This is a genomic window from Streptomyces sp. UW30 (assembly GCF_008042075.1).
Classification (GTDB): Bacteria; Actinomycetota; Actinomycetes; order Streptomycetales; family Streptomycetaceae; genus Streptomyces.
This window is the reverse complement of sequence record NZ_RDBN01000053.1, coordinates 181,898-207,137: the sequence shown is the minus strand read 5'-3', so window position 1 is coordinate 207,137 and position 25,240 is coordinate 181,898. Positions and strand designations below refer to the sequence as shown.

Annotated in this window: 21 protein-coding genes; 15 read left to right on the top strand and 6 right to left on the bottom strand. The window is 71.1% G+C overall.

Annotation, left to right across the window (positions count from 1 at the left end; genetic code table 11):
* From EAO75_RS35105 to EAO75_RS35080, 6 genes are all read left to right on the top strand, one after another.
* On the top strand, positions 1-1,911 hold a 1,911-nt coding region (locus EAO75_RS35105), incomplete at its 5' end, for a ComEC/Rec2 family competence protein (protein WP_410092557.1).
* Positions 1,912-1,915: 4 nt separating this feature from the next.
* Entirely contained in the window at positions 1,916-2,755 is an 840-nt protein-coding gene (locus tag EAO75_RS35100; RefSeq protein ID WP_147999198.1) for an arylamine N-acetyltransferase family protein, read from the top strand.
* Positions 2,756-2,976: 221 nt separating this feature from the next.
* Positions 2,977-3,858: a YceI family protein gene (locus tag EAO75_RS35095; protein ID WP_147999197.1), complete on the top strand. Its 882-nt coding sequence runs from the start codon at positions 2,977-2,979 to the stop codon at positions 3,856-3,858.
* Between the two features lie 40 nt (positions 3,859-3,898).
* Complete coding sequence (locus EAO75_RS35090; RefSeq protein WP_147999196.1) at positions 3,899-4,144, top strand: hypothetical protein; 246 nt, start codon at positions 3,899-3,901, stop codon at positions 4,142-4,144.
* A 58-nt stretch (positions 4,145-4,202) separates the two neighbouring features.
* Positions 4,203-5,192, top strand: a complete 990-nt coding sequence (holA, locus tag EAO75_RS35085) for a DNA polymerase III subunit delta (protein WP_187284709.1) — start codon at positions 4,203-4,205, stop codon at positions 5,190-5,192.
* A gap of 65 nt (positions 5,193-5,257) precedes the next feature.
* A complete protein-coding gene (locus EAO75_RS35080) occupies positions 5,258-5,656 on the top strand; it encodes a nuclear transport factor 2 family protein (protein ID WP_147999195.1) in 399 nt (132 codons plus the stop codon).
* 179 nt (positions 5,657-5,835) lie between these two features.
* On the opposite strand, the gene rpsT is transcribed toward EAO75_RS35080, so the two are convergent.
* Positions 5,836-6,102, bottom strand: a complete 267-nt coding sequence (gene rpsT, locus EAO75_RS35075) for a 30S ribosomal protein S20 (protein WP_147999194.1) — start codon at positions 6,100-6,102, stop codon at positions 5,836-5,838.
* A 220-nt stretch (positions 6,103-6,322) separates the two neighbouring features.
* Between rpsT and lepA the strand changes: the two genes are divergently transcribed.
* Together lepA and EAO75_RS35060 are read left to right on the top strand one after the other, a co-directional pair.
* A complete protein-coding gene (gene lepA, locus EAO75_RS35065) occupies positions 6,323-8,191 on the top strand; it encodes a translation elongation factor 4 (RefSeq protein WP_147999192.1) in 1,869 nt (622 codons plus the stop codon).
* 241 nt (positions 8,192-8,432) lie between these two features.
* Positions 8,433-10,307, top strand: coding sequence for an AMP-dependent synthetase/ligase (locus EAO75_RS35060; protein WP_147999191.1), 1,875 nt, complete (start codon positions 8,433-8,435; stop codon positions 10,305-10,307).
* 103 nt (positions 10,308-10,410) lie between these two features.
* Here the strand turns inward: EAO75_RS35060 and EAO75_RS35055 are convergent, their stop codons facing one another.
* Together EAO75_RS35055 and EAO75_RS35050 are read right to left on the bottom strand one after the other, a co-directional pair.
* Positions 10,411-10,971, bottom strand: coding sequence for a two-component system response regulator (locus EAO75_RS35055; RefSeq protein WP_147999190.1), 561 nt, complete (start codon positions 10,969-10,971; stop codon positions 10,411-10,413).
* 12 nt (positions 10,972-10,983) lie between these two features.
* Complete coding sequence (locus tag EAO75_RS35050; protein WP_187284708.1) at positions 10,984-15,153, bottom strand: HAMP domain-containing protein; 4,170 nt, start codon at positions 15,151-15,153, stop codon at positions 10,984-10,986.
* Positions 15,154-15,255: 102 nt separating this feature from the next.
* Here EAO75_RS35050 and EAO75_RS35045 point away from each other — a divergent pair, with 102 nt between their 5' ends.
* Both EAO75_RS35045 and hemW read left to right on the top strand, forming a co-directional pair.
* Entirely contained in the window at positions 15,256-17,193 is a 1,938-nt protein-coding gene (locus EAO75_RS35045) for a SpoIIE family protein phosphatase (protein ID WP_147999188.1), read from the top strand.
* A 43-nt stretch (positions 17,194-17,236) separates the two neighbouring features.
* Positions 17,237-18,469: a radical SAM family heme chaperone HemW gene (gene hemW, locus EAO75_RS35040; RefSeq protein ID WP_147999187.1), complete on the top strand. Its 1,233-nt coding sequence runs from the start codon at positions 17,237-17,239 to the stop codon at positions 18,467-18,469.
* A 61-nt stretch (positions 18,470-18,530) separates the two neighbouring features.
* Here the strand turns inward: hemW and EAO75_RS35035 are convergent, their stop codons facing one another.
* Both EAO75_RS35035 and EAO75_RS35030 read right to left on the bottom strand, forming a co-directional pair.
* A complete protein-coding gene (locus tag EAO75_RS35035; RefSeq protein ID WP_147999186.1) occupies positions 18,531-19,346 on the bottom strand; it encodes a DUF3097 domain-containing protein in 816 nt (271 codons plus the stop codon).
* 42 nt (positions 19,347-19,388) lie between these two features.
* Positions 19,389-20,120, bottom strand: a complete 732-nt coding sequence (locus EAO75_RS35030; RefSeq protein ID WP_147999185.1) for an MBL fold metallo-hydrolase — start codon at positions 20,118-20,120, stop codon at positions 19,389-19,391.
* Positions 20,121-20,285: 165 nt separating this feature from the next.
* On the opposite strand from EAO75_RS35030, the gene hrcA reads away from it, so the two are divergent.
* The 5 genes from hrcA (at position 20,286) to EAO75_RS35005 (ending at position 24,768) form a co-directional block, all read left to right on the top strand.
* Positions 20,286-21,302, top strand: a complete 1,017-nt coding sequence (hrcA, locus tag EAO75_RS35025) for a heat-inducible transcriptional repressor HrcA (RefSeq protein ID WP_147999184.1) — start codon at positions 20,286-20,288, stop codon at positions 21,300-21,302.
* Complete coding sequence (gene dnaJ, locus EAO75_RS35020; RefSeq protein ID WP_147999183.1) at positions 21,303-22,439, top strand: molecular chaperone DnaJ; 1,137 nt, start codon at positions 21,303-21,305, stop codon at positions 22,437-22,439.
* 78 nt (positions 22,440-22,517) lie between these two features.
* Complete coding sequence (locus EAO75_RS35015) at positions 22,518-23,603, top strand: nitronate monooxygenase (RefSeq protein ID WP_147999182.1); 1,086 nt, start codon at positions 22,518-22,520, stop codon at positions 23,601-23,603.
* On the top strand, positions 23,600-24,355 hold the full coding sequence (locus EAO75_RS35010; RefSeq protein ID WP_147999181.1) for a 16S rRNA (uracil(1498)-N(3))-methyltransferase: 756 nt from the start codon (positions 23,600-23,602) through the stop codon (positions 24,353-24,355). Before EAO75_RS35015 ends, EAO75_RS35010 begins: the two co-directional genes overlap by 4 nt.
* A 20-nt stretch (positions 24,356-24,375) precedes the next feature.
* On the top strand, positions 24,376-24,768 hold the full coding sequence (locus EAO75_RS35005; RefSeq protein ID WP_147999180.1) for a VOC family protein: 393 nt from the start codon (positions 24,376-24,378) through the stop codon (positions 24,766-24,768).
* On the opposite strand, the gene EAO75_RS35000 is transcribed toward EAO75_RS35005, so the two are convergent.
* Entirely contained in the window at positions 24,710-25,126 is a 417-nt protein-coding gene (locus EAO75_RS35000; RefSeq protein WP_147999179.1) for a hypothetical protein, read from the bottom strand. The two genes, EAO75_RS35005 and EAO75_RS35000, sit on opposite strands and share 59 nt — an antisense overlap.
* Positions 25,127-25,240: the final 114 nt, after the last annotated feature.

The following is a 25,240-nucleotide window of genomic DNA, read 5'->3' as shown; positions in this document are numbered from 1 at the left end:
GGCACCGGTCGACCAGCGTCGGATCGGGGCCGGCGTCCACGACCACCCCCGTCCCGTCGCCCGCCGCGAGCACCGTGGCGTCCCCCTGTCCCACGTCGCACATCGCGAACCGCCACCCCGGCGGCGCAGCGGCTGGCAGGGCGGTTGCGGGGTGGGCTGCGGGAGGCGACCGACGGGTTGCCGGGGGACGCGCGGGCGCTGCTGCCGGGGCTGGTCGTGGGCGACACCTCGCGGATCACGCCGGAGCTGGACGAGGCGTTCAAGGAGACCGACCTCGCGCACACGCTCGCGGTCTCCGGCAGCAACCTCACGATCATCCTGGCCCTGCTCATCGGCCCACCCGGCCTCGCGCAGCGGGTCGAGCGCCGCGGTCTCGCACCCCGCCTCGGCATCTCGCTGCGGACGACCGCGTTGCTCGGCGGCGCGCTCACGCTCGCGTTCGTCGTCGTGTGCCGGCCGGACCCGAGCGTGCTGCGGGCCGCGGCCTGCGGGGCCGTGGCGCTGCTGGCCCTGGCGACCGGACGCCGTAGGTCGCTGATCCCGGCGCTGGCGACGGCGGTACTGCTACTGGTGCTGTACGACCCGTGGCTGGCCCGCAGCTACGGCTTCCTGCTCTCCGTCCTGGCGACCGGCGCCCTGCTCACCCTCGCGCCCCGCTGGAGCGAGGCGCTGCGCAGGCGCCGGGTGCCGCCGCGGTTGGCCGAGGCGCTGGCGGCCGCGGCTGCCGCGCAGGCACTGTGCGCGCCGGTCGTGGCGGTGCTGTCGGCCCGGGTGAGCCTGGTGGCGGTGCCGTGCAATCTGTTCGCGGAGTTCGCGATCGCGCCGGCCACGGTGCTGGGCTTCGCCGCGCTGGCGACGGCACCGTTCGCGATGCCGGTGGCCAAGGTCCTGGCCTGGTGCGCGAGTTGGCCCGCCGGGTGGCTCGCGGGCGTCGCCCGGACGGGTGCCGCACTGCCCGGCGCGGGCGTGGACTGGCCCGGCAGCTGGACAGGGGCGGCGTTGCTCGCCCTCGTCACGGTGGTCGTGGTGCTCACCGGCCGACGGCTGCTGCGGCACCCCTGGTGGTGCGGGGTGTGCGGGGCGCTGCTCCTGCTGGCGGTGGTGCAGCCGCCGCCGTTGACCAGGGTGGTCACCGGGTGGCCGCCGCCGGGGTGGCGGTTCGCGATGTGCGACGTGGGACAGGGGGACGCCACGGTGCTCGCGGCGGGCGACGGGACGGGGGTGGTCGTGGACGCCGGCCCCGATCCGACGCTGGTCGACCGGTGCCTGCGCACGCTCGGCATCACGAAGATCCCGCTCGTCGTGCTGACCCACTTCCACGCCGACCATGTGGCGGGCCTGCCCGGTGTCCTGCGTGGGCGCGCGGTGGGCGCGATCGAGACGACGGGGCACGAAGAGCCCGTGGACCAGGTGGAGTTCGTGCGCAGGGAGGCGGCCGCCCGGCGGATCCCCGTGACGCGGGCCGCCGCCGGGGAGGAGCGACGCACCGGAGCGCTGAGCTGGCGGGTGCTGTGGCCGCCGCCGCACCCGGCCCCGGCACCGGACGGGCCGAACGACTCCAGCGTCACCCTGCTCGTCCGGTCGGCCGGGCTGCGCCTGCTGCTCCTGGGGGATCTGGAACCCCCGGCCCAGCGGGCGCTGTTGAGATCGCCGGCGGGGCCGCTGGCGGCCGGCGTGGACGTGCTGAAGGTCGCGCACCACGGCTCGGCGTACCAGGACCCCGAGCTCATACGCAGGGCCGCGCCGAGGCTGGCGTTGATCTCCTGCGGGGAGGACAACCCGTACGGTCACCCGGCTCCCGGCACGGTCGCCGCGCTGCGGGCGCAGGGCGCGGTCGTGCTGCGGACGGACGAGGACGGGGCGCTGGCGGTCGCGGGTGCGGGCGCCGAGCTCATGGTGGCGGGAGACTGAGGTCATGGATTCCGTAGAGGTTGATGCCTATCTCCGGCGACTGGGAGTCGAGCACCCGGCGTGGCCCACCGTGGACGTGCTCCGCGAGCTGCAACTGCGCCATCTGCAGACCGTGCCCTTCGAGAACCTGTCGGTCCACCTCGGCGAGGAGATCGTGCTGGAGGAGAAGCGGCTGCTGGACAAGGTGGTGGGCGCGCGGCGGGGCGGGTTCTGTTACGAACTGAACGGGTCGTTCGGGGCGTTGCTCGGCGCGCTGGGCTTCGACGTGACGCTGCTCGCGGCGCGCGTCCACGGGAAGGAGGGGCAGCTCGGGATTCCCTACGACCACATGACGCTGAAGGTGGGGACGGTCGACGGCGGCGCGTGGCTGGCGGACGTCGGCTTCGGGGCGCACAGCCACTATCCGCTGGCGTTCGAGGCGCGGGGCGAGCAGGTGGATCCGGCGGGTGTGTTCCGGATCGTCGAGGCCGGGCCGGACGCGGCCGGGGTGAGGGGCGGGCACGACTCGGCGGAGGCGGCGGACCTGGACGTCGTCATGGACGGCAGACCGCAGTACCGGCTGGAGCGGCGGCCGCGGGCGCTCGGCGACTTCGCGGCCGGGGCGTGGTGGCACAGGACCTCGCCCCTGTCGCACTTCACGCAGTCGCTGGTGTGTTCGCGGGTGACGGAGGAAGGGGGGCGGATCACGCTCAGCGGGCGCACGTTCAAGGTGACGGCGGCGGACGGGACACGTGAGGAGCAGGAGTTGGGCACGGACGAGGAGGTGCTGAAGGTGTACCGGGAGCGGTTCGGGATCGAGCTGGACCGGGTGCCGACGGTACGGGGGCCCGGACTCGGCGGCTGAGGCGGCGGCAGCCGCGCACTGACCGCGCCGGGCAGGGACCGAGGCCGCGCCCGCTGCCGCTATGGGGACCCGGGCCCCGTGTCCGCTGCGGCTACCAGCGCGTAGAACCAGCACATGTGCCGGTTTCCCACGATGTGATCCCGTGTTGCCCCGAAAAACTCACCGGTGGTCGAATGCCCCTTCGGCAACCGGTGATGTCGAGTCGTACAGGGGTGGCGAGGATGATCGGTCGCGGGCGGGGAAGCCGAACGAACCGGGAACAACGGACGAGTCCTCTGGCGGCGCTGGAGACTCCGCCGAACGCGGGGGTGCTGAGCTGCCGGGTGCTCGATCCGGTCAACGAGCCCGTGCGACACGCCGAGTTCGCGGTGAGCGACGCCATGGGGCGGACGGTGGTCAGCGGGGGGATGGACCCCTTCGGGTCGTTCGTGACCACCGTGCCGGCGGGCGAGTACCGGCTCGCGGTGCAGGCTGAGGGGTACACGCCGTACCGGACCACCACGACGGTCGGGGAGAACACCCTCGTCTCGCTCGGTGACGTGACCCTCCAGGTCGCCCAGCTGCCGGAGCTGCCGGCGCCGGGCGACTGGGAGATCGAGCCGGCGCACACCTCGATCGGGTTCACCGCGCGGCACATCGGGCTGGCCCGGATCCACGGGCGGTTCAACTCGTTCGCGGGGGTGGTGCGGATCACCGACCCCGTCGAGCGGTCGGCGATGCATGTGGTGATCGACGCGGCGTCCATCGACACGGGCGTGCGGATGCGGGACGACCATCTGCGGTCGGCGGACTTCCTGGATGTGGCGGTCTTTCCGACGCTGGAGTTCTACAGCGAGAGGTTCGTGCACAAGGGCGGTACCCGGTGGGCCGTGACGGGCGCGCTGTCGCTGCACGGGGTGACGCGGACGGTCGCGCTCGACATGGAGTACCTCGGGCTCGGCAACGGCATGGAGGGCGAGGTGCGGGCGGCCTGTCGGGCCACGACCGAGCTGCATCGGGACGACTTCACCGTGAGCTGGCAGACGATGCTGGCGCGGGGGATCGCGGTGGTGGGGCCGAGCATCCGGATCGATCTGGACGTGCAGCTCGTGCGGAAGGGCTGACCCGGAGTTCGCCTCTCGCCGAGTGCCCGAGAATGGCTCCGTGAGCGATGTGAGACATGTGCTGGTGCTGCCCGACCGTGACGCGGCGCAGGAGGCCGCCGAGGCGCTGGGGGAGCGGTTCGGGATCGACGAGGAGCCGCGCCTGGTGCGGGACGCCCTGGCCGGTGAGGACGATGCCGAGGACGCGCAGTGGCTCGTCGTGCTGCGGGACGAGGCGCGGCGGCTCGATCCGGGGGCGCTGGACGAGTTCGCGGGAGAGTGGGACGGCTGGCGGGAGGAGCCGTAGCCCCCACGGCGTTCGGCGTCGGCGGGGGTTGTCAGTGGCCCGTGCCATGCTTGTCGCGATGGCCAAGAAGACTGCGAACGACGACCCCCTCGCCCCCGTGACCCTCGCCGTGGGTCAGGAGGAGCTGTTGCTCGACCGTGCCGTGCGGGAGGTGGTGGTCGCCGCCCGGGCCGCCGACGCGGACACGGATGTGCGGGAGCTGACCCCGGACCAGTTGCAGCCGGGCACGCTGGCCGAGTTGACCAGTCCCTCGCTCTTCGCGGAGCGCAAGGTCGTGGTCGTGCGGGGCGCGCAGGACCTGTCGGCCGACACCGTCAAGGACGTGACGGCGTATCTCGCGTCGCCCGCCGAGGAGATCACGCTGGTGCTGGTGCACGCCGGCGGGGTCAAGGGCAAGAAGCTGCTCGACGCCGCCCGCAAGGCGGGGGCGCGGGAGGTGGACTGCCCGAAGATGACCAAGCCGGCGGACCGGCTGGCGTTCGTCAGAGGCGAGTTCCGGGCGACCGGGCGCTCCGCGACGCCCGAGGCCTGCCAGGCCCTGGTCGACTCCATCGGGAGTGATCTGCGGGAGCTGGCGTCCGCGGTGAGCCAGCTGGTCGCCGATGTCGAGGGGACCATCGACGAGGCCGTCGTCGGGCGGTACTACACCGGCCGCGCGGAGGCGTCGAGCTTCACCGTCGCCGACCGGGCCGTCGAGGGGCGGGCGGCGGAGGCGCTGGAGGCGCTGAGGTGGTCGCTGGCGACCGGCGTGGCACCTGTGCTGATCACCAGTGCGCTCGCCCAGGGCGTGCGGGCCATCGGCAAGCTGTCCTCCGCGCGCGGCGGCCGCCCCGCCGATCTTGCACGCGAGCTGGGCATGCCGCCCTGGAAGATCGACCGCGWCCGCCAGCAGATGCGGGGATGGACCCCCGACGCGGTCGCGGTCGCGCTGCGGGCGGTCGCCGAGGCCGACGCCGGCGTGAAGGGCGGCGGAGACGACCCCGAGTACGCCTTGGAGAAGGCAGTCGTGACGATCGCGCGAGCTGCTCGGTCCAGAGGACAGGGCTAGCGACTGGGGAGGAGAATCGGGCGTATCAGCCGTATCGCCGGAAATAGGGAAAGGTGGCGACCGTCATGGCTGAACACCCGCACGCTGCTCTCGTCCGCAGGGGCTACGAAGCCTTCCAGCGCGGAGACATGGACACCCTGCGCGGCATGATGACCGGGGACTGCACCCACCACGTGCCGGGCTCCCACCCGCTCTCGGGGCACTTCAAAGGGGTCGACTCGATCTTCGAGGGGTACTACGGCAAGCTCTTCTCGGAGACGGGCGGGACGTTCCGGGTCGAGCTGCGCAACGTATTCGTGGACGGCCGAGGGCACGCCATGACCGTGCACCACTTCACCGCGGACCGGGGCGGCAAGCACATCGACGAAAACGGCGGCATCGTCTTCCGGATCGTCGGTGACAAGATGACCGATCTCGACGAGTGCGTCGCGGACATCGACAGGAACAACGAGTTCTGGTCGTGACGCAGCCATACCGAAGGCCCCGGCGCCCGCCCTGGGGAAGGGCGAGGTGCCGGGGCCTTCGGTTCAAGCTGCTGAGCCCGTACCCGCGTGGCGAACGCAGGCCGCGTACAGGCTCGGGTGCCGGACGGGAGCGGAAGAGAGAGGGCCCGCTCGATTCCCTCCGGCGATCAAATCAAGTGTCAGCCCTTGAGGGAGGCGACCTTCGAAGCAAGCGCCGACTTCTTGTTGGCGGCCTGGTTCTTGTGGATGACGCCCTTGGAGACCGCCTTGTCGAGCGCCCGCGCGGCCTCGCGCTGGTACTCGGTGGCCTTCTCGACGTCACCCGCGGCAGCAGCCTCACGGGCCTTGCGGATCGCGGTCTTCAGGGAGGACTTGACGGCCTTGTTGCGCAGCCGGGCCTTCTCGTTGGTCTTGATCCGCTTGATCTGGGACTTGATGTTCGCCACTGATGAGCCTTTTCAGGTTCTGGCACGGGGCCGCAAGCGACCCGTACCGGTGATTTTCTGGAGAGTGCCTCGCGCTGAGAGGACATGAGACACAGCCACCCAGGCTACCAGTGGGCCGGAGAATGGCCCAAACCGGTCCCAGGCCGCCGCCCATGGGACCATGGAACCTACGTATCGATCCGACCCGAGGCATAAGGCGCCTCAAGAGACAGGACCCTGCGTGCCCGCGACCCCTAACAATGTGCCCGAGCCGAGCCGTACCGACCCGGCTCTGATCCGCAATTTCTGCATCATCGCGCACATCGACCACGGCAAGTCCACGCTCGCCGACCGGATGCTCCAGCTGACCGGTGTGGTCGAGCAGCGGCAGATGCGTGCTCAGTACCTCGACCGGATGGACATCGAGCGCGAGCGCGGCATCACGATCAAGTCCCAGGCGGTGCGGCTGCCGTGGGCTCCCACCCACGAACCCGGCAACACGCACATCCTCAACATGATCGACACCCCGGGGCACGTCGACTTCACCTACGAGGTCTCGCGGTCGCTCGCCGCCTGTGAGGGCACCGTCCTCCTCGTCGACGCAGCCCAGGGCATCGAGGCCCAGACCCTCGCCAACCTCTACCTGGCGATGGAGAACGACCTCACGATCATCCCCGTACTGAACAAGATCGACCTGCCGGCCGCGCAGCCCGAGAAGTTCGCCGAGGAGCTGGCCAACCTGGTCGGCTGCGACCCGAGTGACGTGCTCAGGGTCTCCGCCAAGACGGGCCTGGGCGTAGACGCCCTGCTCGACAAGGTCGTCGCAGAGGTCCCCGCGCCCATCGGCGTCAAGGACGCCCCCGCGCGCGCCATGATCTTCGACTCGGTCTACGACTCCTACCGCGGCGTCGTGACGTACGTCCGTGTCATCGACGGCCAGCTCAACAAGCGCGAGCGGATCCGGATGATGTCCACCGGTGCCACGCACGAGCTGCTGGAGATCGGGACGAACTCGCCCGAGATGCTCGGCGCCGACGGCCTCGGCGTCGGTGAGGTGGGTTACCTCATCACCGGTGTGAAGGACGTCCGCCAGTCCAAGGTCGGTGACACCGTCACCAGCCAGCACAAGGGCGCCGAGGAGGCGCTCGGCGGATACAAGGACCCGAAGCCGATGGTCTTCTCCGGTCTGTATCCGCTGGACGGCTCCGACTACCCGGAGCTGCGTGAGGCCCTCGACAAGCTCCAGCTCAACGACGCCGCGCTCGTCTACGAGCCGGAGACGTCCGCCGCCCTCGGCTTCGGCTTCCGCGTCGGCTTCCTGGGGCTTTTGCACCTCGATGTGATCCGGGAGCGGCTGGAGCGCGAGTTCGGCCTCGACCTCATCGCCACCGCGCCCAACGTGGTCTACCGGGTCCTGATGGAGGACGGCAGCGAGCACACCGTCACCAACCCGAGCGAGTTCCCCGAAGGCAAGATCAGTGAGGTGTACGAGCCGGTCGTACGCGCCACGATCCTGGCGCCGAGCGAGTTCATCGGCTCGATCATGGAGCTGTGCCAGACCCGGCGCGGCACTCTCCTCGGCATGGACTACCTGTCCGAGGACCGGGTCGAGATCCGCTACACCCTGCCCCTCGCGGAGATCGTGTTCGACTTCTTCGACCAGCTGAAGTCGAAGACGCGCGGGTACGCCTCGCTAGACTACGAGCCCACCGGCGAGCAGACCTCCAGCCTGGTCAAGGTCGACATCCTGCTGCACGGCGACAAGGTGGACGCCTTCTCGGCGATCACGCACAAGGACGCGGCGTACGCGTACGGTGTGCGGCTCGTCGCCAAGCTGCGGGAGCTGATCCCGCGGCAGGCCTTCGAGGTGCCGATCCAGGCCGCCATCGGCTCCCGGGTGATCGCCCGCGAGACCATCCGCGCCATCCGCAAGGACGTCCTCGCCAAGTGTTACGGCGGCGACATCTCCCGTAAGCGCAAGCTGCTGGAGAAGCAGAAGGAAGGCAAGAAGCGGATGAAGATGGTGGGTTCCGTGGAGGTTCCACAGGAGGCCTTCATCGCCGTACTGAGCAGTGATGACAGCGCGGGGTCGGGCAAGGCCAAGAAGTAACCGCAGGTAACACCGGGTGGCCCGGCAAATCGCCGCAACAGGGGTCCGTCGTGCGAAACCGCGACGGGCCCCTTTGCGCGCGCGGCGGGACTGTCTGGAGGAAGTGACAGGGCGCAGGCTCTTACGCAGGTGGCCGTCGGCCTTTACCCTGATCCCTGCTCGATAGTTACTCGCGAGTTAAACAACGCGAGTGGAACCAGCCGCACGTCAGCCGCACAGTCGCGGGCCCCCGGAGGATGTCGTGAGCGACACACAGACACTGATCGAGAACCGTCCGCCGAGCGTGGCGACCCTCTTCCTGGAGCGCGTGACCGCCACGCCGGACGCCGAGGCGTACCGCTATCCGGTCCCGGCCGCCTCGGGGCAGGGCCCCGACCAGTGGAAGTCGCTGAGCTGGGCGCAGGCCGCCGAGCGGGTCCACGCCATCGCGGCCGGCCTCATCGAGCTGGGCGCCCAGCCCGAGCAGCGCATCGCCCTCGCGTCCTCGACCCGGCTCGAGTGGATCCTCGCCGACCTGGGCATCATGTGCGCCGGCGCCGCGACGACCACCATCTATCCGCAGACGAACGCCGAGGAGTCGGCGTTCATCCTCTCCGACTCCGAGAGCCGGGTGCTGATCGCCGAGGACGCGGCGCAGCTGGCCAAGGCGCGGGAGAAGCGCGCCGAGCTGCCGAACCTCACGCATGTCGTCGTCATCGACGCGGCCGGCGTCGAGACGGACGACTGGGTGCTCAGCCTCGCCGAGCTGGAGGCCCGCGGCGCGGCCCGGCTGGAGAAGGACCCCGAGCTGATCAAGCAGCGGGTCGGCGCGATCACCAAGAATCAGCTCGCCACCCTGATCTACACCTCCGGCACCACCGGCCGCCCCAAGGGCGTACGGCTGCCGCACGACAACTGGTCGTACATGGCGAAGGCGATCGCCGCGACCGGCCTGGTCGGCGCGGAGGACGTGCAGTACCTGTGGCTGCCGCTCGCGCACGTCTTCGGCAAGGTGCTCACCTCCGGCCAGATCGAGGTCGGTCACGTCACCGCCGTCGACGGCCGCGTCGACAAGATCATCGAGAATCTGCCGGTCGTGCAGCCGACGTACATGGCTGCCGTGCCGCGCATCTTCGAGAAGGTCTACAACGGGGTCGCCGCCAAGGCCCGCGCGGGCGGCGGCGCCAAGTACAAGATCTTCCAGTGGGCCGCCGAGGTCGCCCGCGAATACGCCAAGGTCACCCAGGACAACTTCCGGCGCACCGGCACCCACTCCGCGCCCTTCGGCCTCGCCGCCAAGCACAAGGTCGCCGACACGCTCGTGTACGCCAAGATCCGCGAGGCCTTCGGCGGCAACCTGCGCGCCTGTGTGTCGGGCAGCGCCGCGCTCGCCCCGGAGATCGGCTACTTCTTCGCCGGCGCCGGCATCCACATCCTGGAGGGCTACGGCCTCACCGAGTCCTCCGCCGCGTCCTTCGTGAACCCGGGCGAGGCCTACCGCACCGGCACGGTCGGCAAGCCGCTGCCCGGCACGGAGGTGCGCATCGCGGACGACGGCGAGATCCTGCTGCGCGGGCCCGGCATCATGGAGGGCTACCACGGGCTGCCGGAGAAGACCGCCGAGGTGCTGGAGGCCGACGGCTGGTTCCACACCGGCGACATCGGCGAGCTGTCCCCGGACGGCTACCTGCGCATCACCGACCGCAAGAAGGACCTCATCAAGACGTCGGGCGGCAAGTACATCGCGCCGGCCGAGGTCGAGGGACAGTTCAAGGCGGTGTGCCCGTACGTCTCCAACATCCTGGTGCACGGGGCCGACCGGAACTTCTGCACGGCCCTGATCGCCCTGGACGAGGTCGCGATCGTGGCGTGGGCCGAGGAGAACGGGCTCGGCGGTAAGTCCTACGCCGAGGTCGTCGCCGCCCCGGTCACCATCGAGATGGTCGACGGGTATGTGCAGCAGCTCAACGCCGGGCTGCAGAAGTGGCAGACGATCAAGAAGTTCCGGCTGCTGCCGCGGGATCTCGATGTGGAGCACGGGGAGATCACGCCGAGCCTGAAGCTGAAGCGGCCGGTTGTGGAGCGGGAGTACAAGGGGCTGATCGAGGAGATGTACGCGGGTTCGCGGGAGGCGTAGCGCGGGACCGGAGGGGCGGCGGGGGCCGTTGGCAGCTGCGCGTTCGTCGTGAGCCGCAGATCGATACAGGCCCCGCGCCCCTTTCAGGTCGGGACGCGAACCCCTAGCCGATGAGCCGACGTATCTCGTGGACCCTTGCGCGCAGGTCCGTCATGTTCGGGGGCGTGTCGTCGGAGAGCTGGTCCTCCAGGGCCGCCAGCTGCGCGCTCAGCTCCTTGCCGTGGACGTGCTCGCGGCTCAGGAGGTGCTCCAGCTGCCTGTTCTTGCGGTACAGGTCCAGGAACACCGACACCTTCGCGCGTAGCACCCATGGGTCGAACGGCTTGGTCAAGTAGTCCGCCGCGCCCGTCGCATAGCCGCGGAAGGCGTAGCCGGGCTCGTCCTCCGCGCCGGTCAGGAAGATGATCGGGACGTCCTTGGTCTGGTCGAGCCGCTTGATGTTCGTGGCGGTCTCGAAGCCGTCCATGCCCGGCATCCGGACATCGAGCAGGACCAGGGCGAAGCGCTGCCGCAGCAGCGCCTTCATGGCTTCCTCGCCCGAACGCGCGCGGACGAGCGGCTCGTTGAGGGACCCCAGGACGGCCTCCAGCGCGATCAGGTTGTCCTCCATGTCGTCGACTAGGAGGATGCCGGCACGCTCGTCGGTCGTTGCCTCAGCGCTCATGGTGAAGTGGCCTCACTCGGTGATGGTCGGCGGGACCTCTTCCCCTCGCGAAGGGTCCGGTCCCGGTACTGCGGTGTGGTCCGGTTTCGCGGTACGGCCCTCCGGCTGCGTGGCCTCGGGGTCCAGGAGGTCGCAGACGACGGTGAGGAGCTGATCCACGTCCACCGGCTTCGGTACGTAGTCGTTGGCGCCCCGCGCGATGGACTTCTCCCGGTCTCCGGGCATCGCCTTCGCGGTCAGCGCGACGATGGGCAGGTGCGCCCAGCGCGGGGTGCGGCGGATGGCGGAGATCGTCTCGTATCCGTCCATCTCCGGCATCATGATGTCCATCAGGACGAGTTCGACGTCCGGCGTGCGCTCCAAGGTCTCGATGCCCTCGCGGCCGTTCTCCGCGTACAGGACCGGCATGCCGACCCGGCCGAGGACATGGGTGAGCGCGAAGACGTTGCGGATGTCGTCGTCCACTATCAGCACCCGCCGGCCCGGCAGGACCTGGCCCGCCCGGCCGGTCTGCCACGCCTCCAGCTTGGTCGGCGTGGGCCATGAGTCGTCCGTGTCATGGATCGCGTGGTAGGGCTCGGTCGACAGCTGCTCCGGCACCGGCAGCGGGCGGTTCTCCGGCACCGGGCCGGTCGCCGCGTGACCGGGGCTGACGACCGGGACGTACAGGGTGAACGTGGAGCCCTTGCCCGGTTCGCTCTCGGCGACGATACGGCCGCCCAGCAGGCCGGCGATCTCGCGGCTGATGGACAGGCCGAGTCCCGTGCCGCCGTACTTGCGGTTGGTCGTGCCGTCGGCCTGCTGGAACGCCTCGAAGATCACCGGGAGTTTCTCCGCCGCGATGCCGATGCCCGTGTCGGAGACAGCGAAGGCGATCACCTCGTCGCTCTCGCGGACATAACGGCGCTCGGGATCCTTCAGCCGGGCCACCCGCAGCTCGACCCGGCCCGTCGCGGTGAACTTGATCGCGTTGGACAGCAGGTTGCGCAGGATCTGCTGGAGGCGCTGCTCGTCCGAGTACATCTCGCGCGGCACGTCCTCGCCGACGGACACCTCGAAGGAGAGTCCCCGGTCCAGGGTGAGCGGGCGGAAGGTGGCGTGGACGTAGTCCAGCAACTTGATGAGCGGCAGCTTCTTCGGGCGTACGTCCATCCGGCCGGCCTCGATCTTCGACAGGTCCAGGATGTCGTTGATCAGCTGGAGCAGGTCCGAGCCGGAGCGGTGGATCGTCGTCGCGAACTGGACCTCCTGGTCGGAGAGATGGCCGTCCGGGTTGTCCGAGAGGAGCCTCGCCAGGATCAACAGGGAGTTGAGCGGGGTGCGCAGCTCGTGCGACATGTTCGCCAGGAACTCCGACTTGTACTGGGAGCTGGTCGCGAGCAGGGCCGCCTTCTCCTCCAGTTCGGCGTTGGAGCGCTGCAACTCCGCCTGCTGCTTCTGGAGTTCGTCCGAGCGTTCCTGGAGCTGCATGGCCAGGCGCTGGGACTCGCCGAGCAGGGACTCCGTACGGGAGTTGGCGATGATCGTGTTGATCGCGACGGCGATGGTGTTCACGAACTGGTCGAAGAACGCCAGGTGCACATCGGAGAAGCGGGAGAAGGAGGCCAGCTCGATCACGCCGAGGAGCTTGTCCTCGAAGAGGATCGGGATGATGACGACGCTGGTGGGGGCCGCCTCCCCGAGCCCGCTGTTGATCTTGATGTAGTCCGGCGGGGCCTCCTCGACGAGGATCCGCTTCTTCTCGCGGGCCGCCTGCCGGACCAGGCCGTGCACCGGCATGCCGCCCGTGTCCACGGTCGCGCCCTGCGCCGAGCCGTACCCGGCGATGAACGCCAGACCCTTCGCGGGAACGGTGGTGCGCAGAGCCGCGCTGTCCTCGTCCGGGTCGGCCAGGAAGAACGCGCCGTACTGGGCGTTCACCAGCGGTGTCAGCTCGCGCAGCAGCAGGTCGGCGACCTCCATCAGGTCGCGGTGGCCCTGCATCAGGGCGGCGAGGCGGGCGAGGTTGGACTCCAGCCAGTCCTTGGCGCGGGTCGTCTCGCGGAGGTTGGCCACCATCAGGTTGATGTTGTCCTTCAGCTCGGTGACCTCGCCCTGCGTCTCCACGGTGATCGAGCGGGACATGTCGCCCTGGGCCACCGCGGAGGCGACCTCGGCGATGGCGCGGACCTGGGTGGTGAGGTTCAGCGCGAGCTCGTTCACGTTCGTCGTCAGGCGCTTCCAGGTGCCGTAGACGCCCTCGACCCTTGCCTGGCCGCCGAGTTGGCCTTCACTGCCGACCTCGCGGGCCACGCGCGTGACCTCGGAGGAGAAGGAGGACAGGGTGTCGACCATCGTGTTGATGGTGGTCTTCAGCTCCAGGATCTCGCCGCGCGCGTCCACGTCGATCTTCTTGGACAGGTCGCCCTGGGCGACGGCGGTGGCGACCTGGGCGATGTTGCGGACCTGCGAAGTGAGGTTGTCCGCCATGTAGTTGACGTTGTCGGTCAGGTCCCGCCAGACCCCGGAGACGCCCAGCACCTGCGCGCGCCCGCCGAGCCGCCCGTCGGTGCCGACCTCGCGGGCCACCCGCGTCACCTCGTCGGCGAAGGCGCGCAGCTGCTGGACCATCGTGTTGACGGTGTCCTTGAGTTCGAGGATCTCGCCGCGGGCGTCGACGGTGATCTTCTTCGACAGGTCGCCGTTGGCCACCGCCGTGGTCACCTGGGCGATGTTGCGGACCTGCGAAGTCAGGTTCAGCGCCATGAAGTTGACGTTGTCGGTGAGGTCCTTCCAGACGCCGGAGACGCCGCGGACCTGGGCCTGGCCGCCGAGGTTGCCCTCGGTGCCGACCTCGCGGGCGACCCTCGTGACCTCGTCGGCGAAGGCGGAGAGCTGGTCCACCATCGTGTTGATGGTCGACTTCAGCTCCAGGATCTCGCCCTTCGCCTCGACGGTGATCTTCTTGCCGAGGTCGCCCTGGGCGACGGCGGTGGAGACGAGGGCGATGTTGCGGACCTGTGAAGTGAGGTTGTCCGCCATGAAGTTGACGTTGTCGGTGAGGTCCTTCCAGACGCCGGAGACGCCGCGGACCTGGGCCCGCCCGCCGAGGTTGCCCTCGGTGCCGACCTCGCGGGCGACCCTCGTCACCTCGTCGGCGAAGGCGGAGAGCTGGTCCACCATCGTGTTGATCGTGGACTTCAGCTCCAGGATCTCGCCCTGGGCGTCGACGGTGATCTTCTGGCTCAGGTCGCCGTTGGCCACCGCGGTGGTCACCTGGGCGATGTTGCGGACCTGAGAGGTCAGGTTCGACGCCATGAAGTTGACGTTGTCGGTGAGGTCCTTCCAGACGCCGGAGACGCCGCGGACCTGGGCCCGCCCGCCCAGCTGCCCTTCCGTGCCGACCTCGCGGGCGACCCTCGTCACCTCGTCGGCGAAGGCGGACAGCTGGTCCACCATCGTGTTCACGGTCAGCTTCAGTTCGAGCAGCTCGCCGGTCGCCTCGACGGTGACCGTGCGGGTCAGGTCGCCGCGGGCCACGGCCGTCGTCACCGCCGCGATGTCGCGCACCTGGGCCGTCAGCCGGGACGCCATCGCGTTGACCGCCTCGGTCACATCCCGCCAACTGCCCGACAGGCCCGTCACCTTGGCCCGTCCGCCGAGCCGGCCCTCGGTGCCGACCTCGCGGGCCACGCGGGTGACCTCGCCGGTGAACAGGGAGAGCTGGTCGACCATCTTGTTCACGGCACGGCCCAGGCGGCGCAGGTCGCCGCGTAACTGGCGGCTGCCGTCATGCAGATCCACCCGCTGGGTGAGGTCGCCGCCGGCCACCGCGTCCAGCACCCGCGTCGCGTTCGCCGCGGGGGCCACCAGGGCGTCCAGCAGATGGTTGACGTCGTTGACGCGGGTCGTCCAGTCGCCCTGGCCCGGGCTCGCCGAGAGTCGCTCGTCGAGCCTGCCGTGCCGGACCAACTCCCGTTTGACGCGCTGCACTTCCCCGTTGAAGTGCGTACTGCGGTCCATGATCTGGTTGAAGACCGCCGTCAGTTCGGCGACCACTCCTTCATCGGTCTCCGGGAGCCGGCGGAAGTCCCCGTCCCGGGCCGCGGTCATCGCGGCGAGCAGCGGGCGCAGATCCGATGCTCGAATTTGACCGTCTTTCTGTCCGTCTTCGAGCACACGCGTAGCACGGTTCTCACTCATGGCGGCCCACTTCGGTAACTCGGTGCTTATGGGCGTGGCCAGTCTGTCACTCTGTCGGCGTCGACTGAGGCGTATTCGTCCGAACCGCTCGGGGAGCTGTACATGGGGGCCATTCCGGTGCAACGGGAGACCGTCACCCGTGCCTGTGATGCGCCTGCGCTGGAGAGCGGGTGCGTGCAGACCCGCACCGTCCTGCCCGGCAGTCCCCTCTCCCCGGGCTCCGCCCGCACCCTCGTGCGCGCCGCCCTCACCGAGTGGGCCACGTCCGGACTCCCCGGCACCGAGCACCTCAGCGAGCGGCTCCTCGACGACGCCGTCGTGGCCGTCAGCGAGCTCGTCACCAACGCCGTCGTGCACGCCGGCACCGAGGTCGAGCTCTCCTGCCGGCTGGAGGAGGACGGCGCCCTCGTCGTCGAGGTCCTGGACCACCACCCCTCGCGGGCCCCGCGCGACGGGGAGCTGGAGGCGCCGTACGAGACACCGGAGTACGGGCGCGGGCTGCGGCTGGTGTCCCGGCTCGCGGAGTCCTGGGGCGTCACCTACCGCACCGGCTCCAAGACCGTGTGGGCGCGGCTGCCCGCCGAGGACCCCGTGCCGGCCAAGGACGACAGCGAGGCGTACGCCGAGGAACGCGCGCTGGAGCGCGGGCTGCGGGTCGCCGAGATCCTCGCCCCGGAGCCCCAGCGCGCCGAGCGGGAGCGGGACTGGCTCAACCGGGGCGCCCTGTCCTTCCTCGCCGAGGCCTCCGACCTGCTCGCCGGGCAGCTCGACGAGAACCTCGTCGCCGCGCTCGCCGGCCAGCTGATCGTGCCGCGGCTGGCGGACTGGTGCGCGGTGTGGCTGGAGGACGAGGTCGCCGGGCGCTGGGGGTACGCCCGCTCCGGCGAGGCGGAGAGCGGGGGCGGCTGGGCGGTGGACGGCATCGCCGGGACCGGGCCCCGGCTCGCCCGGGTCTGGCACGGCTCCGAGAACCTCATCGAGGAACTGCGCCGGGCCCTGGAGAAGGAGCCGCCGCTGCCGCCCGACAACCACCGCACCGGGCCCGTCCCCTATCCCTGGCCCGGCGAGGCACTCGGCGCACGCCAGGCGCACGGTACGGCGCTCGCGTACCGGCTGATCGCCGGCGGCCATCCGCTCGGCACGCTGGTCATCGGGCGGGCCGACCTCGTGCGCTTCCCCGACGAGGTCACCGGACTGGTGGAGGATCTCAGCCGCCGGGTCGCCCTCGCGATCGGCGCGGCCCGCCAGTACGCCCGGCAGGCCACCATCAGCCGGGTCCTGCAGCGCGGGCTGCTGCCCGGCGCCGTCGCGGAGATCCCGGGGGTGGCCAGCGCCCTCGTCTACGAACCGTGCGACAAGGGCGGTCCGAGCGGCGACTTCTACGACCTCTTCCCGGCCGGCGACGGCCGCTGGTGCTTCGCCATCGGCGACGTCCAGGGCAAGGGTCCCGAGGCGGCCGTGGTGATCGGCATCGCGCGGCCCTGGCTGCGGCTCCTGGCCCGGGAGGGCTACCGCGTCTCCGACGTCCTGGACCGGCTCAACCAGCTCCTCCTCGACGACGCCACCGAGGCCGCCGACGCCGCCGCCCGCGCCCTCGTCGGCCCCGCCGCTCCCGGCGACGGCCCGCAGACCCGCTTCCTCTCCCTCCTCTATGGCGAACTCACCCCCTTCGAGGGCGGCATCCGCTGCACCCTCGCCTCGGCCGGCCACCCGCTGCCGCTCCTCCTCGGCGAGGACGGCGAGGTCCACACCGTCGCGCAGCCGCAGACCCTCCTCGGGGTCGTGGAGGACGCCACGTACACCAGCGAGACCTTCGAGCTGCGCTCCGGCGACACCCTGCTGTGCGTCACCGACGGGGTGACGGAGCGGCGCAGCGGCTCGCGCCAGTTCGACGACGGCGACGGCCTCGCGACGGCGCTCGCCGGGTGCGCGGGCCTGAACGCCCAGCTGATCGCGGAACGGATCCGCAGGCTGGTGCACGAGTTCGGCGGGCGTCCGCCGGAGGACGACCTGGCGCTGCTGGTGCTTCAGGCCGAGTGACCGGCGGGGAGGGACACCCGCGCGGTACGGGACAATGGAACCCATGCCCTCCGCACTCCCCGACGGCGAGCCCGTTCCCGACGACGGCGCGCTCCCCGCGTCCGCGCTCACCGGGACCGCCGACCGTCCCCTCGGCTTCTATCTGCACGTCCCGTACTGCGCGACCCGCTGCGGCTACTGCGACTTCAACACCTACACCGCGACCGAGCTGCGCGGCACGGGCGGAGTGCTGGCCTCGCGCGACAACTACGCCGAGACCCTCGTCGACGAGATCCGCCTGGCCCGCAAGGTCCTCGGCGACGACCCGCGCGAGGTCCGCACGGTCTTCGTCGGCGGCGGTACGCCCACGCTGCTGGCCGCCGACGATCTCGTACGGATGCTGGGGGCCGTCCGCGACGAGTTCGGGCTGGCGCCGGACGCGGAGATCACGACGGAGGCGAACCCGGAGTCGGTGGACCCGGCGTATCTGGCCACCCTGCGCGAGGGCGGCTTCAACCGGATCTCCTTCGGCATGCAGAGCGCGAAGCAGCACGTGCTGCGGGTGCTGGACCGCACGCACACGCCGGGGCGCCCCGAGCGTTGCGTGGCGGAGGCTCGCGCGGCCGGATTCGAGCACGTCAACCTCGACCTGATCTACGGCACCCCGGGCGAGTCGGACGACGACTGGCGGGCCTCGCTGGAGGCGGCGATCGGTGCCGGGCCTGACCATGTGTCGGCCTACGCCCTGATCGTGGAGGAGGGCACGCAGCTCGCCCGCCGCATCCGCCGGGGCGAGGTCCCGATGACGGACGACGACGTCCACGCGGACCGGTACCTGATCGCCGAGGAGATCTTCACGGCGGCCGGTTTCGACTGGTACGAGGTCTCCAACTGGGCCACCTCCGAGGCCGCCCGCTGCCTGCACAACGAGCTGTACTGGCGCGGCGCCGACTGGTGGGGCGCGGGCCCCGGAGCCCACTCGCACGTCGGCGGGGTGCGCTGGTGGAACGTCAAGCACCCGGGCGCGTACGCGGCGGCGCTGGCGGCGGGCCGCTCGCCCGGGGCCGGCCGCGAACTCCTGTCGGAGGAGGACCGCCGGGTGGAACGGATCCTCCTGGAGCTGCGGCTTCGAGAGGGGGTACCGCTGGGCCTGCTCCGTGAGCAGGGCCTGACCGCCTCGCGCCGGGCCCTCTCGGAGGGGCTCTTGCAGGCAGCTCCCTACGAGGAGGGGCGCGCGGTGCTGACGCTCCGGGGGCGGTTGCTGGCGGATGCGGTGGTCAGGGACCTGGTGGACTGATCACTCCGGGGGGTGAATGGGTACCGGAGGCAGGCTCGGGCGGCATGCACCTTCACCAGGTTCAGGCCCCACCGCTCCCCGTGACGAAGTCGATCAGTTCCTCCACCCGCCCCAGCAGCTCCGGCTCCAGGTCCCGGTAGGAGCCCACCCGCTGCAGAATCGCCTGCCACACCGCCCCGGTGTTCTCCGGCGGCCACCCCAGGGCCCGGCACACCCCCGTCTTCCAGTCCTGCCCGTGCGGTACCCGTGGCCATCCGGTGATGCCCAGGGACGACGGCTTCACGGCCTCCCAGATGTCGATGTACGGGTGGCCCACCACCAGGGCGTGCTCGCTCGTCACCGACTGCGCGATGCGCCACTCCTTCGTGCCGGGTACCAGGTGGTCCACCAGGACTCCCAGCCGGGCATCCGGTCCCGGTGCGAAATCGGCCACGATCGACGGCAGGTCGTCGACGCCCTCCAGGTACTCCACCACCACGCCCTCGATGCGCAGGTCGTCGCCCCACACCTTCTCGACCAGTTCGGCGTCGTGGCGGCCCTCGACGTAGATGCGGCCGGCGCGGGCCACGCGTGCGCGTGCGCCGGGGACGGCGACCGAACCGGATGCCGTACGGGCGGGGCGCGCAGGAGCGGCGGACGACGGCCGGACCAGGGTCACCACCTTGCCCTCCAGCAGGAACCCGCGCGGCTCCAGCGGAAACACCCGGTGCTTGCCGAAGCGGTCCTCCAGGGTGACCGTGCCCGCCTCGCAGCGGATCACCGCGCCGCAGAACCCCGTGCCGGGCTCCTCGACCACCAGGCCGGGCTCCGCGGGGACCTCGGGGACGGGCTTGGGCTTCTTCCAGGGCGGGGTCAGGTCCGGGGAGTACTGGCGCATTCGGATGACGATAGGAGAAGCCGCGCGAGTACGTCTCGCGGATCAGGGCGACACGCCGAATCGGGTCGCCAACGCGTCGCGCTGGCGCCGCACGAACCCCGCGTCCACCACCGCTCCGTGACCGGGCACGTACAGCGCGTCCTCGCCGCCCAGCTCCAGCAGGCGGTCCAGCGCGGCCGGCCAGTGCGACGGTACGGCGTCGGGTCCCGCCTGCGGCTCGCCGGACTGCTCCACCAGGTCGCCGCAGAACACCACCTCCGGCTCGCCCGGCACGAGCACCACCAGGTCGTGGGCCGTGTGGGCGGGCCCCACGTTCGCCAGCAGGACCTGGCGGCCGCCGCCCAGGTCGAGCGTCCACTCGCCGCTGACCTGGTGGTGGGGGTGGATCAGCGCGTCCACCGCCTCCTCCGCCGCGGCCGGGTCCAGGCCGTTGCTCACCGCGTCGGCGCGCAGCTCCTCGCGCGCGCGGCGCCCGTCGAGCACCGTCTCCATGCCGACGGGGCCGTAGACCTCGGCGCCCGCGAACGCCGCCGCCCCGAAGACGTGGTCGAAGTGGGGATGCGTCAGCGCGAGATGAGTCACACGGTGACCCGCGAGCCACTGAGCCTGCGTACGCAACCGCACGCCCTCCGCGAGGCTGGACCCGGCGTCGACGATCAGCGCGGTGCCGTCCCCCACGACCAGCCCCGCCGTGCAGTCCCACACCGGAAGCCGGCACCGGCCCACCCCGGCCGCCAGCCGCTCCCACCCCAGCTCTTCCCAAGTCACCGTCATACAGCGACGCTAGCGGGGACACCCTTGTCGGGCACGGCCGTGCAGGCCCGGCCTTGCCCGGGGTGTACCCCACCGCCGTACACTGGGCCGGGGACGGCTGGCACTCACAAGCACAGAGTGCCAGGCGAGACGCAACGGGGAACGACTTCTGGAGGTGTGCGCGGGATGCTGAGTGAACGCAGGCTCCAGGTGCTGCGCGCCATCGTCCAGGACTATGTCGGGACCGAGGAGCCGGTCGGGTCGAAAGCCCTGACCGAGCGGCACAACCTCGGAGTCTCGCCGGCGACCGTCCGGAACGACATGGCGGCCCTGGAGGACGAGGGCTTCATCGCCCAGCCGCACACCAGCGCCGGGCGCATCCCCACCGACAAGGGCTACCGGCTGTTCGTCGACAAGCTCGCCGGCGTCAAGCCGATGACCCCGCCCGAGCGGCGCGCCATCCAGAACTTCCTCGACGGCGCCGTCGACCTCGACGACGTGGTGGCCCGGACCGTACGGCTGCTCGCGCAGCTCACCCGGCAGGTCGCCGTCGTGCAGTACCCGTCGCTGACCCGCTCCACCGTCCGGCACGTCGAGCTGCTCTCGCTCGCACCCGCGCGCGTGATGCTCGTGCTGATCACGGACACCGGGCGGGTCGAGCAGCGCATGATCGACTGCCCGGCGCCCTTCGGGGAGACCGCGCTCGCGGATCTGCGGGCGCGGCTGAACAGCCGGGTCGCGGGGCGGCGCTTCAGTGATGTGCCGAGACTCGTCGAGGACCTCGCCGAGGCCTTCGACCTCGAGGACCGCGGCACCGTCTCGACCGTGCTCTCCACCCTCCTGGAGACACTCGTCGAGGAGAACGAGGAGCGGCTGATGATCGGCGGCACCGCCAATCTCACCCGCTTCGGGCATGACTTCCCCCTCACCATCCGGCCCGTCCTGGAGGCGCTCGAGGAGCAGGTCGTGCTCCTCAAGTTGCTTGGCGAGGCCGGGGATTCGGGCATGACCGTGCGCATCGGGCACGAGAATGCCTATGAGGGACTCAACTCCACGTCTGTCGTGTCGGTGGGCTACGGTTCGGGCGGCGAGGCAGTCGCCAAGCTCGGCGTGGTCGGACCGACCCGCATGGATTACCCGGGAACGATGGGAGCGGTACGCGCAGTGGCACGTTACGTCGGACAGATCCTGGCGGAGTCGTAAGTGGCCACGGACTACTACGCCGTGCTCGGCGTGCGTCGCGACGCGTCGCAGGAAGAGATCAAGAAGGCCTTCCGGCGGCTCGCTCGCGAGCTGCACCCGGACGTCAACCCGGATCCGAAGACCCAGGAGCGGTTCAAGGAGATCAACGCCGCTTACGAGGTGCTGTCGGACCCGCAGAAGAAGCAGGTCTACGACCTCGGCGGCGACCCGCTGTCCCAGGCGGGCGGCGCGGGCGCCGGCGGCTTCGGCGCGGGCGGCTTCGGGAACTTCTCGGACATCATGGACGCCTTCTTCGGTACGGCGTCCCAGCGCGGCCCGCGCTCGCGCACCCGGCGCGGCCAGGACGCGATGATCCGGCTGGAGATCGAGCTCGACGAGGCGGCCTTCGGCACGACGAAGGACATCCAGGTCGACACGGCCGTCGTCTGCAACACCTGCAACGGTGAGGGGGCTGCCCCCGGCACCTCCGCCCAGACGTGTGACATGTGCCGCGGCCGCGGTGAGGTGTCGCAGGTGACGCGGTCCTTCCTGGGCCAGGTCATGACCTCGCGGCCGTGTCCGCAGTGCCAGGGCTTCGGCACGGTCGTCCCGACGCCGTGCCCCGAGTGCGCGGGCGACGGCCGGGTACGGTCCCGCCGGACCCTGACGGTCAAGATCCCGGCCGGTGTCGACAACGGCACGCGGATCCAGCTCGCCGGTGAGGGCGAGGTCGGGCCCGGCGGCGGTCCCGCCGGTGACCTGTACGTCGAGATCCACGAGCTGCCGCACTCGACCTTCCAGCGGCGCGGCGACGACCTGCACTGCACGGTCACCATCCCGATGACGGCGGCGTCCCTCGGCACGAAGGTGCCGCTGGAGACGCTGGACGGCATGGAGGAGGTCGACATCCGGCCCGGCACCCAGTCCGGCCAGTCGATCCCGCTGCACGGGCGCGGTGTCACGCATCTGCGGGGCGGCGGCCGCGGCGACCTCATCGTGCACGTCGAGGTCCAGACCCCGAGCAAGCTGGACCCCGAACAGGAGCGCCTGCTGCGCGAGCTGGCCAAGCTGCGCGGCGAGGAGCGCCCGCAGGGGCAGTTCCAACCCGGGCAGCAAGGGTTGTTCTCGCGGTTGAAGGACGCCTTCAACGGTCGCTGAGACCGGCCGGGAAGTTCCGGCCCGGGCGCTGTGAAGGGCCGATTCGGACTTGTTCGGAGGACGTGACAACATGCCGTCATGTCCTCCGCACTGACCGATCTCTTCCCCCACCCGATCGTGCAGGCCCCCATGGCAGGCGGCGTCTCGGTGCCGCACCTCGCCGCTGCCGTGTGCGAGGCCGGTGGGCTGGGCTTTCTCGCCGCCGGGTACAAAACCGCCGACGGGATGTACCAGGAGATCAAGCAGCTGCGCGGGCTGACCCAGCGGCCTTTCGGCGTCAACCTGTTCATGCCGCAGCCCGAGTACGCCGACGCCGCGGCCGTGGACGTCTACGCCCACCAGCTGGCCGGTGAGGCCGCCTGGTACGAGGTCGAGCTGGGGGACCCGGACAGCGGACGGGACGACGGCTACGACGCCAAGCTCGCCGTGCTCCTCGACAACCCGGTGCCCGTGGTCTCGTTCCACTTCGGCGTGCCCAGCAGCGACGTGCTGGAGTCCCTGCGCCGCGCCGGCACCGTCACCCTCGTCACCGCCACCACCCCGGACGAGGCCCTCGCCGTGCAGCGGGCCGGCGCCGACGCCGTGATCGTGCAGGGCGTGGAAGCCGGTGGTCATCAGGGCACCCATCGCGACAACCCCGAGACCGACGGCACCGGCATCGGGCTGCTGTCGCTCGTCGCCCAGATCCGCGAGACCGTGAGCCTCCCGCTCGTCGCCGCCGGCGGCATCATGCGCGGCAGCCAGATCGCCGCCGCCCTCGCGGCCGGCGCCGGCGCCGCCCAGCTCGGCACCGCCTTCCTCGCCACCCCGGAGTCCGGCGCCAACGCCCTGCACAAGCAGGCGCTGACGAACCCCCTGTTCGTCCGTACCGAGCTGACGCGCGCGTTCTCCGGACGCCCCGCGCGCGGCCTCGTCAACCGCTTCCTGCGCGAGCACGGCCCGTACGCCCCCGCCGCCTACCCCGAGGTCCACCACCTCACCTCGCCCCTGCGCAAGAAGGCCGCCGCGTCCGGTGACCCGCAGGGCATGGCCCTGTGGGCGGGGCAGGGGCACCGCATGGCCCGTGAACTGCCCGCGGGGCAGCTGGTGGAGGTCCTGGCCGCCGAATTGAACGCCGCGTCGACAGCGTTGTCGGCCTTCCCGAGGGGCGGTGCCGTCGGATGACCGCGCCGGTGTTCGTCGTCGAGTCGCTGGAGCGGGCCGGCGGGGCCGGCGGCGACTACGTGCTCGACGGGCCCGAGGGGCGGCACGCCGTCTCCGTGAAGCGGCTGCGGCCCGGCGAGGACGTCGTCCTCACCGACGGGCAGGGCCGCTGGGCCGAGGGCGTCGTCAAGGCGGCCGAGGGCAAGGACCGGCTGGTGCTGGACCTGGGCGCCGTCGCCGAGGAGGCCCCGCAGCGGCCCCGGATCACCGTCGTCCAGGCCCTCCCCAAGGGCGACCGCGGTGAGCTCGCCGTCGAGACCATGACCGAGACCGGCGTCGACGCGATCGTGCCCTGGGCGGCCTCCCGGTGCATCACGCAGTGGAAGGGCGAGCGCGGCGCGAAGGCCCTCGCCAAGTGGCGGGCCACCGCCCGCGAGGCCGGCAAGCAGTCCCGCCGGGTGCGCTTCCCCGAGGTCGCGGACGCGGCGACGACCAAGCAGGTCGCGGCGCTGCTCGCGGCGGCCGACTTCGCCGCCGTACTGCACGAGGACCGCGACTACGGCAGCGAGCCGCTCGCGACGGCCGAACTGCCCGCCGAGGGCGAGATCATGCTCGTCGTCGGGCCCGAGGGCGGCGTGTCCCCCGAGGAGTTGGCCCTCTTCGAGGAGGCGGGGGCGAAGGCGTACCGTCTGGGCCGTACCGTCCTGCGGACCTCCACCGCCGGAACCGCGGCGACGGCACTGCTCCTCGGCCGCACCGGCCGCTGGTCCTGACCCCGGGAGGGACGTCCGCCGTGGAACTCGCCCAAGTACGGCTGCTGGTCACCGACTTCGCCGCCTGCTACCGCTTCTACGCCGATGTCCTCGGCCTCAAGCCGCAGTCCGGCGCGACGAACGGGCCGTACGAGAAGTTCAGCCCCGCCACCGGCTCGGCGGGCATCGCCCTGCAGGACCGGGCGATGATGGCCGACGTCCTGGGCGAACTCGGCGACGACGCCACCGGCCACCGCTCCCTGGTGGTCCTGCGCGTGGACGACCTGGACGCCTACTGCGCCCAGCTCGCCGAACGCGGCGCGACCCTCCTGCACGGCCCGGCCCCCATGACCGACCGCATGCGTGTCGCCCACCTCAAGGACCCGGAGGGCAACCTCGTGGAGCTTCAGCAGTGGCTGCTGCTGCACGGTTGAGGTCGACCGCCTCGGCGACCGCGCGGAACAGCTCCCAGCCGTCCAACTCGCCCTTCCCCGGCAGTAGTTCGCGTCGGGACGCCTCGTCCACGAGGGCCCGTACGACGCCGGGCTCGCGCAGGTTGAGCAGGTTGCCGCGGCCGTCGCTGACACAGCCCGAGAACCAGTAGCCGTCGGCGACACAGCGGCCCGAGCCGGCCTCGCCCGCCCGGAAGACGACGCGCGTACGGGCGCCGTCGAGATACAGATTCAGGATCTCCCGGCAGACGTCGGCGTCGCGGTGCTTGTGCCGGACGCTCCACAGATACGTCGTCCGCTCGTCCACGACGAGCCTGCGCAGTCGGCGATGGGATCGCATCCGGCCACGCTACGGCGCCGGACACCGCCCGGTCTCCGGGTTTTCGCCGGGACGAGCCGGATCGGCGTCGTCCGGGATGCGTGGCCCGGGCAGGGCGCGAGCGGGGATCCGTGC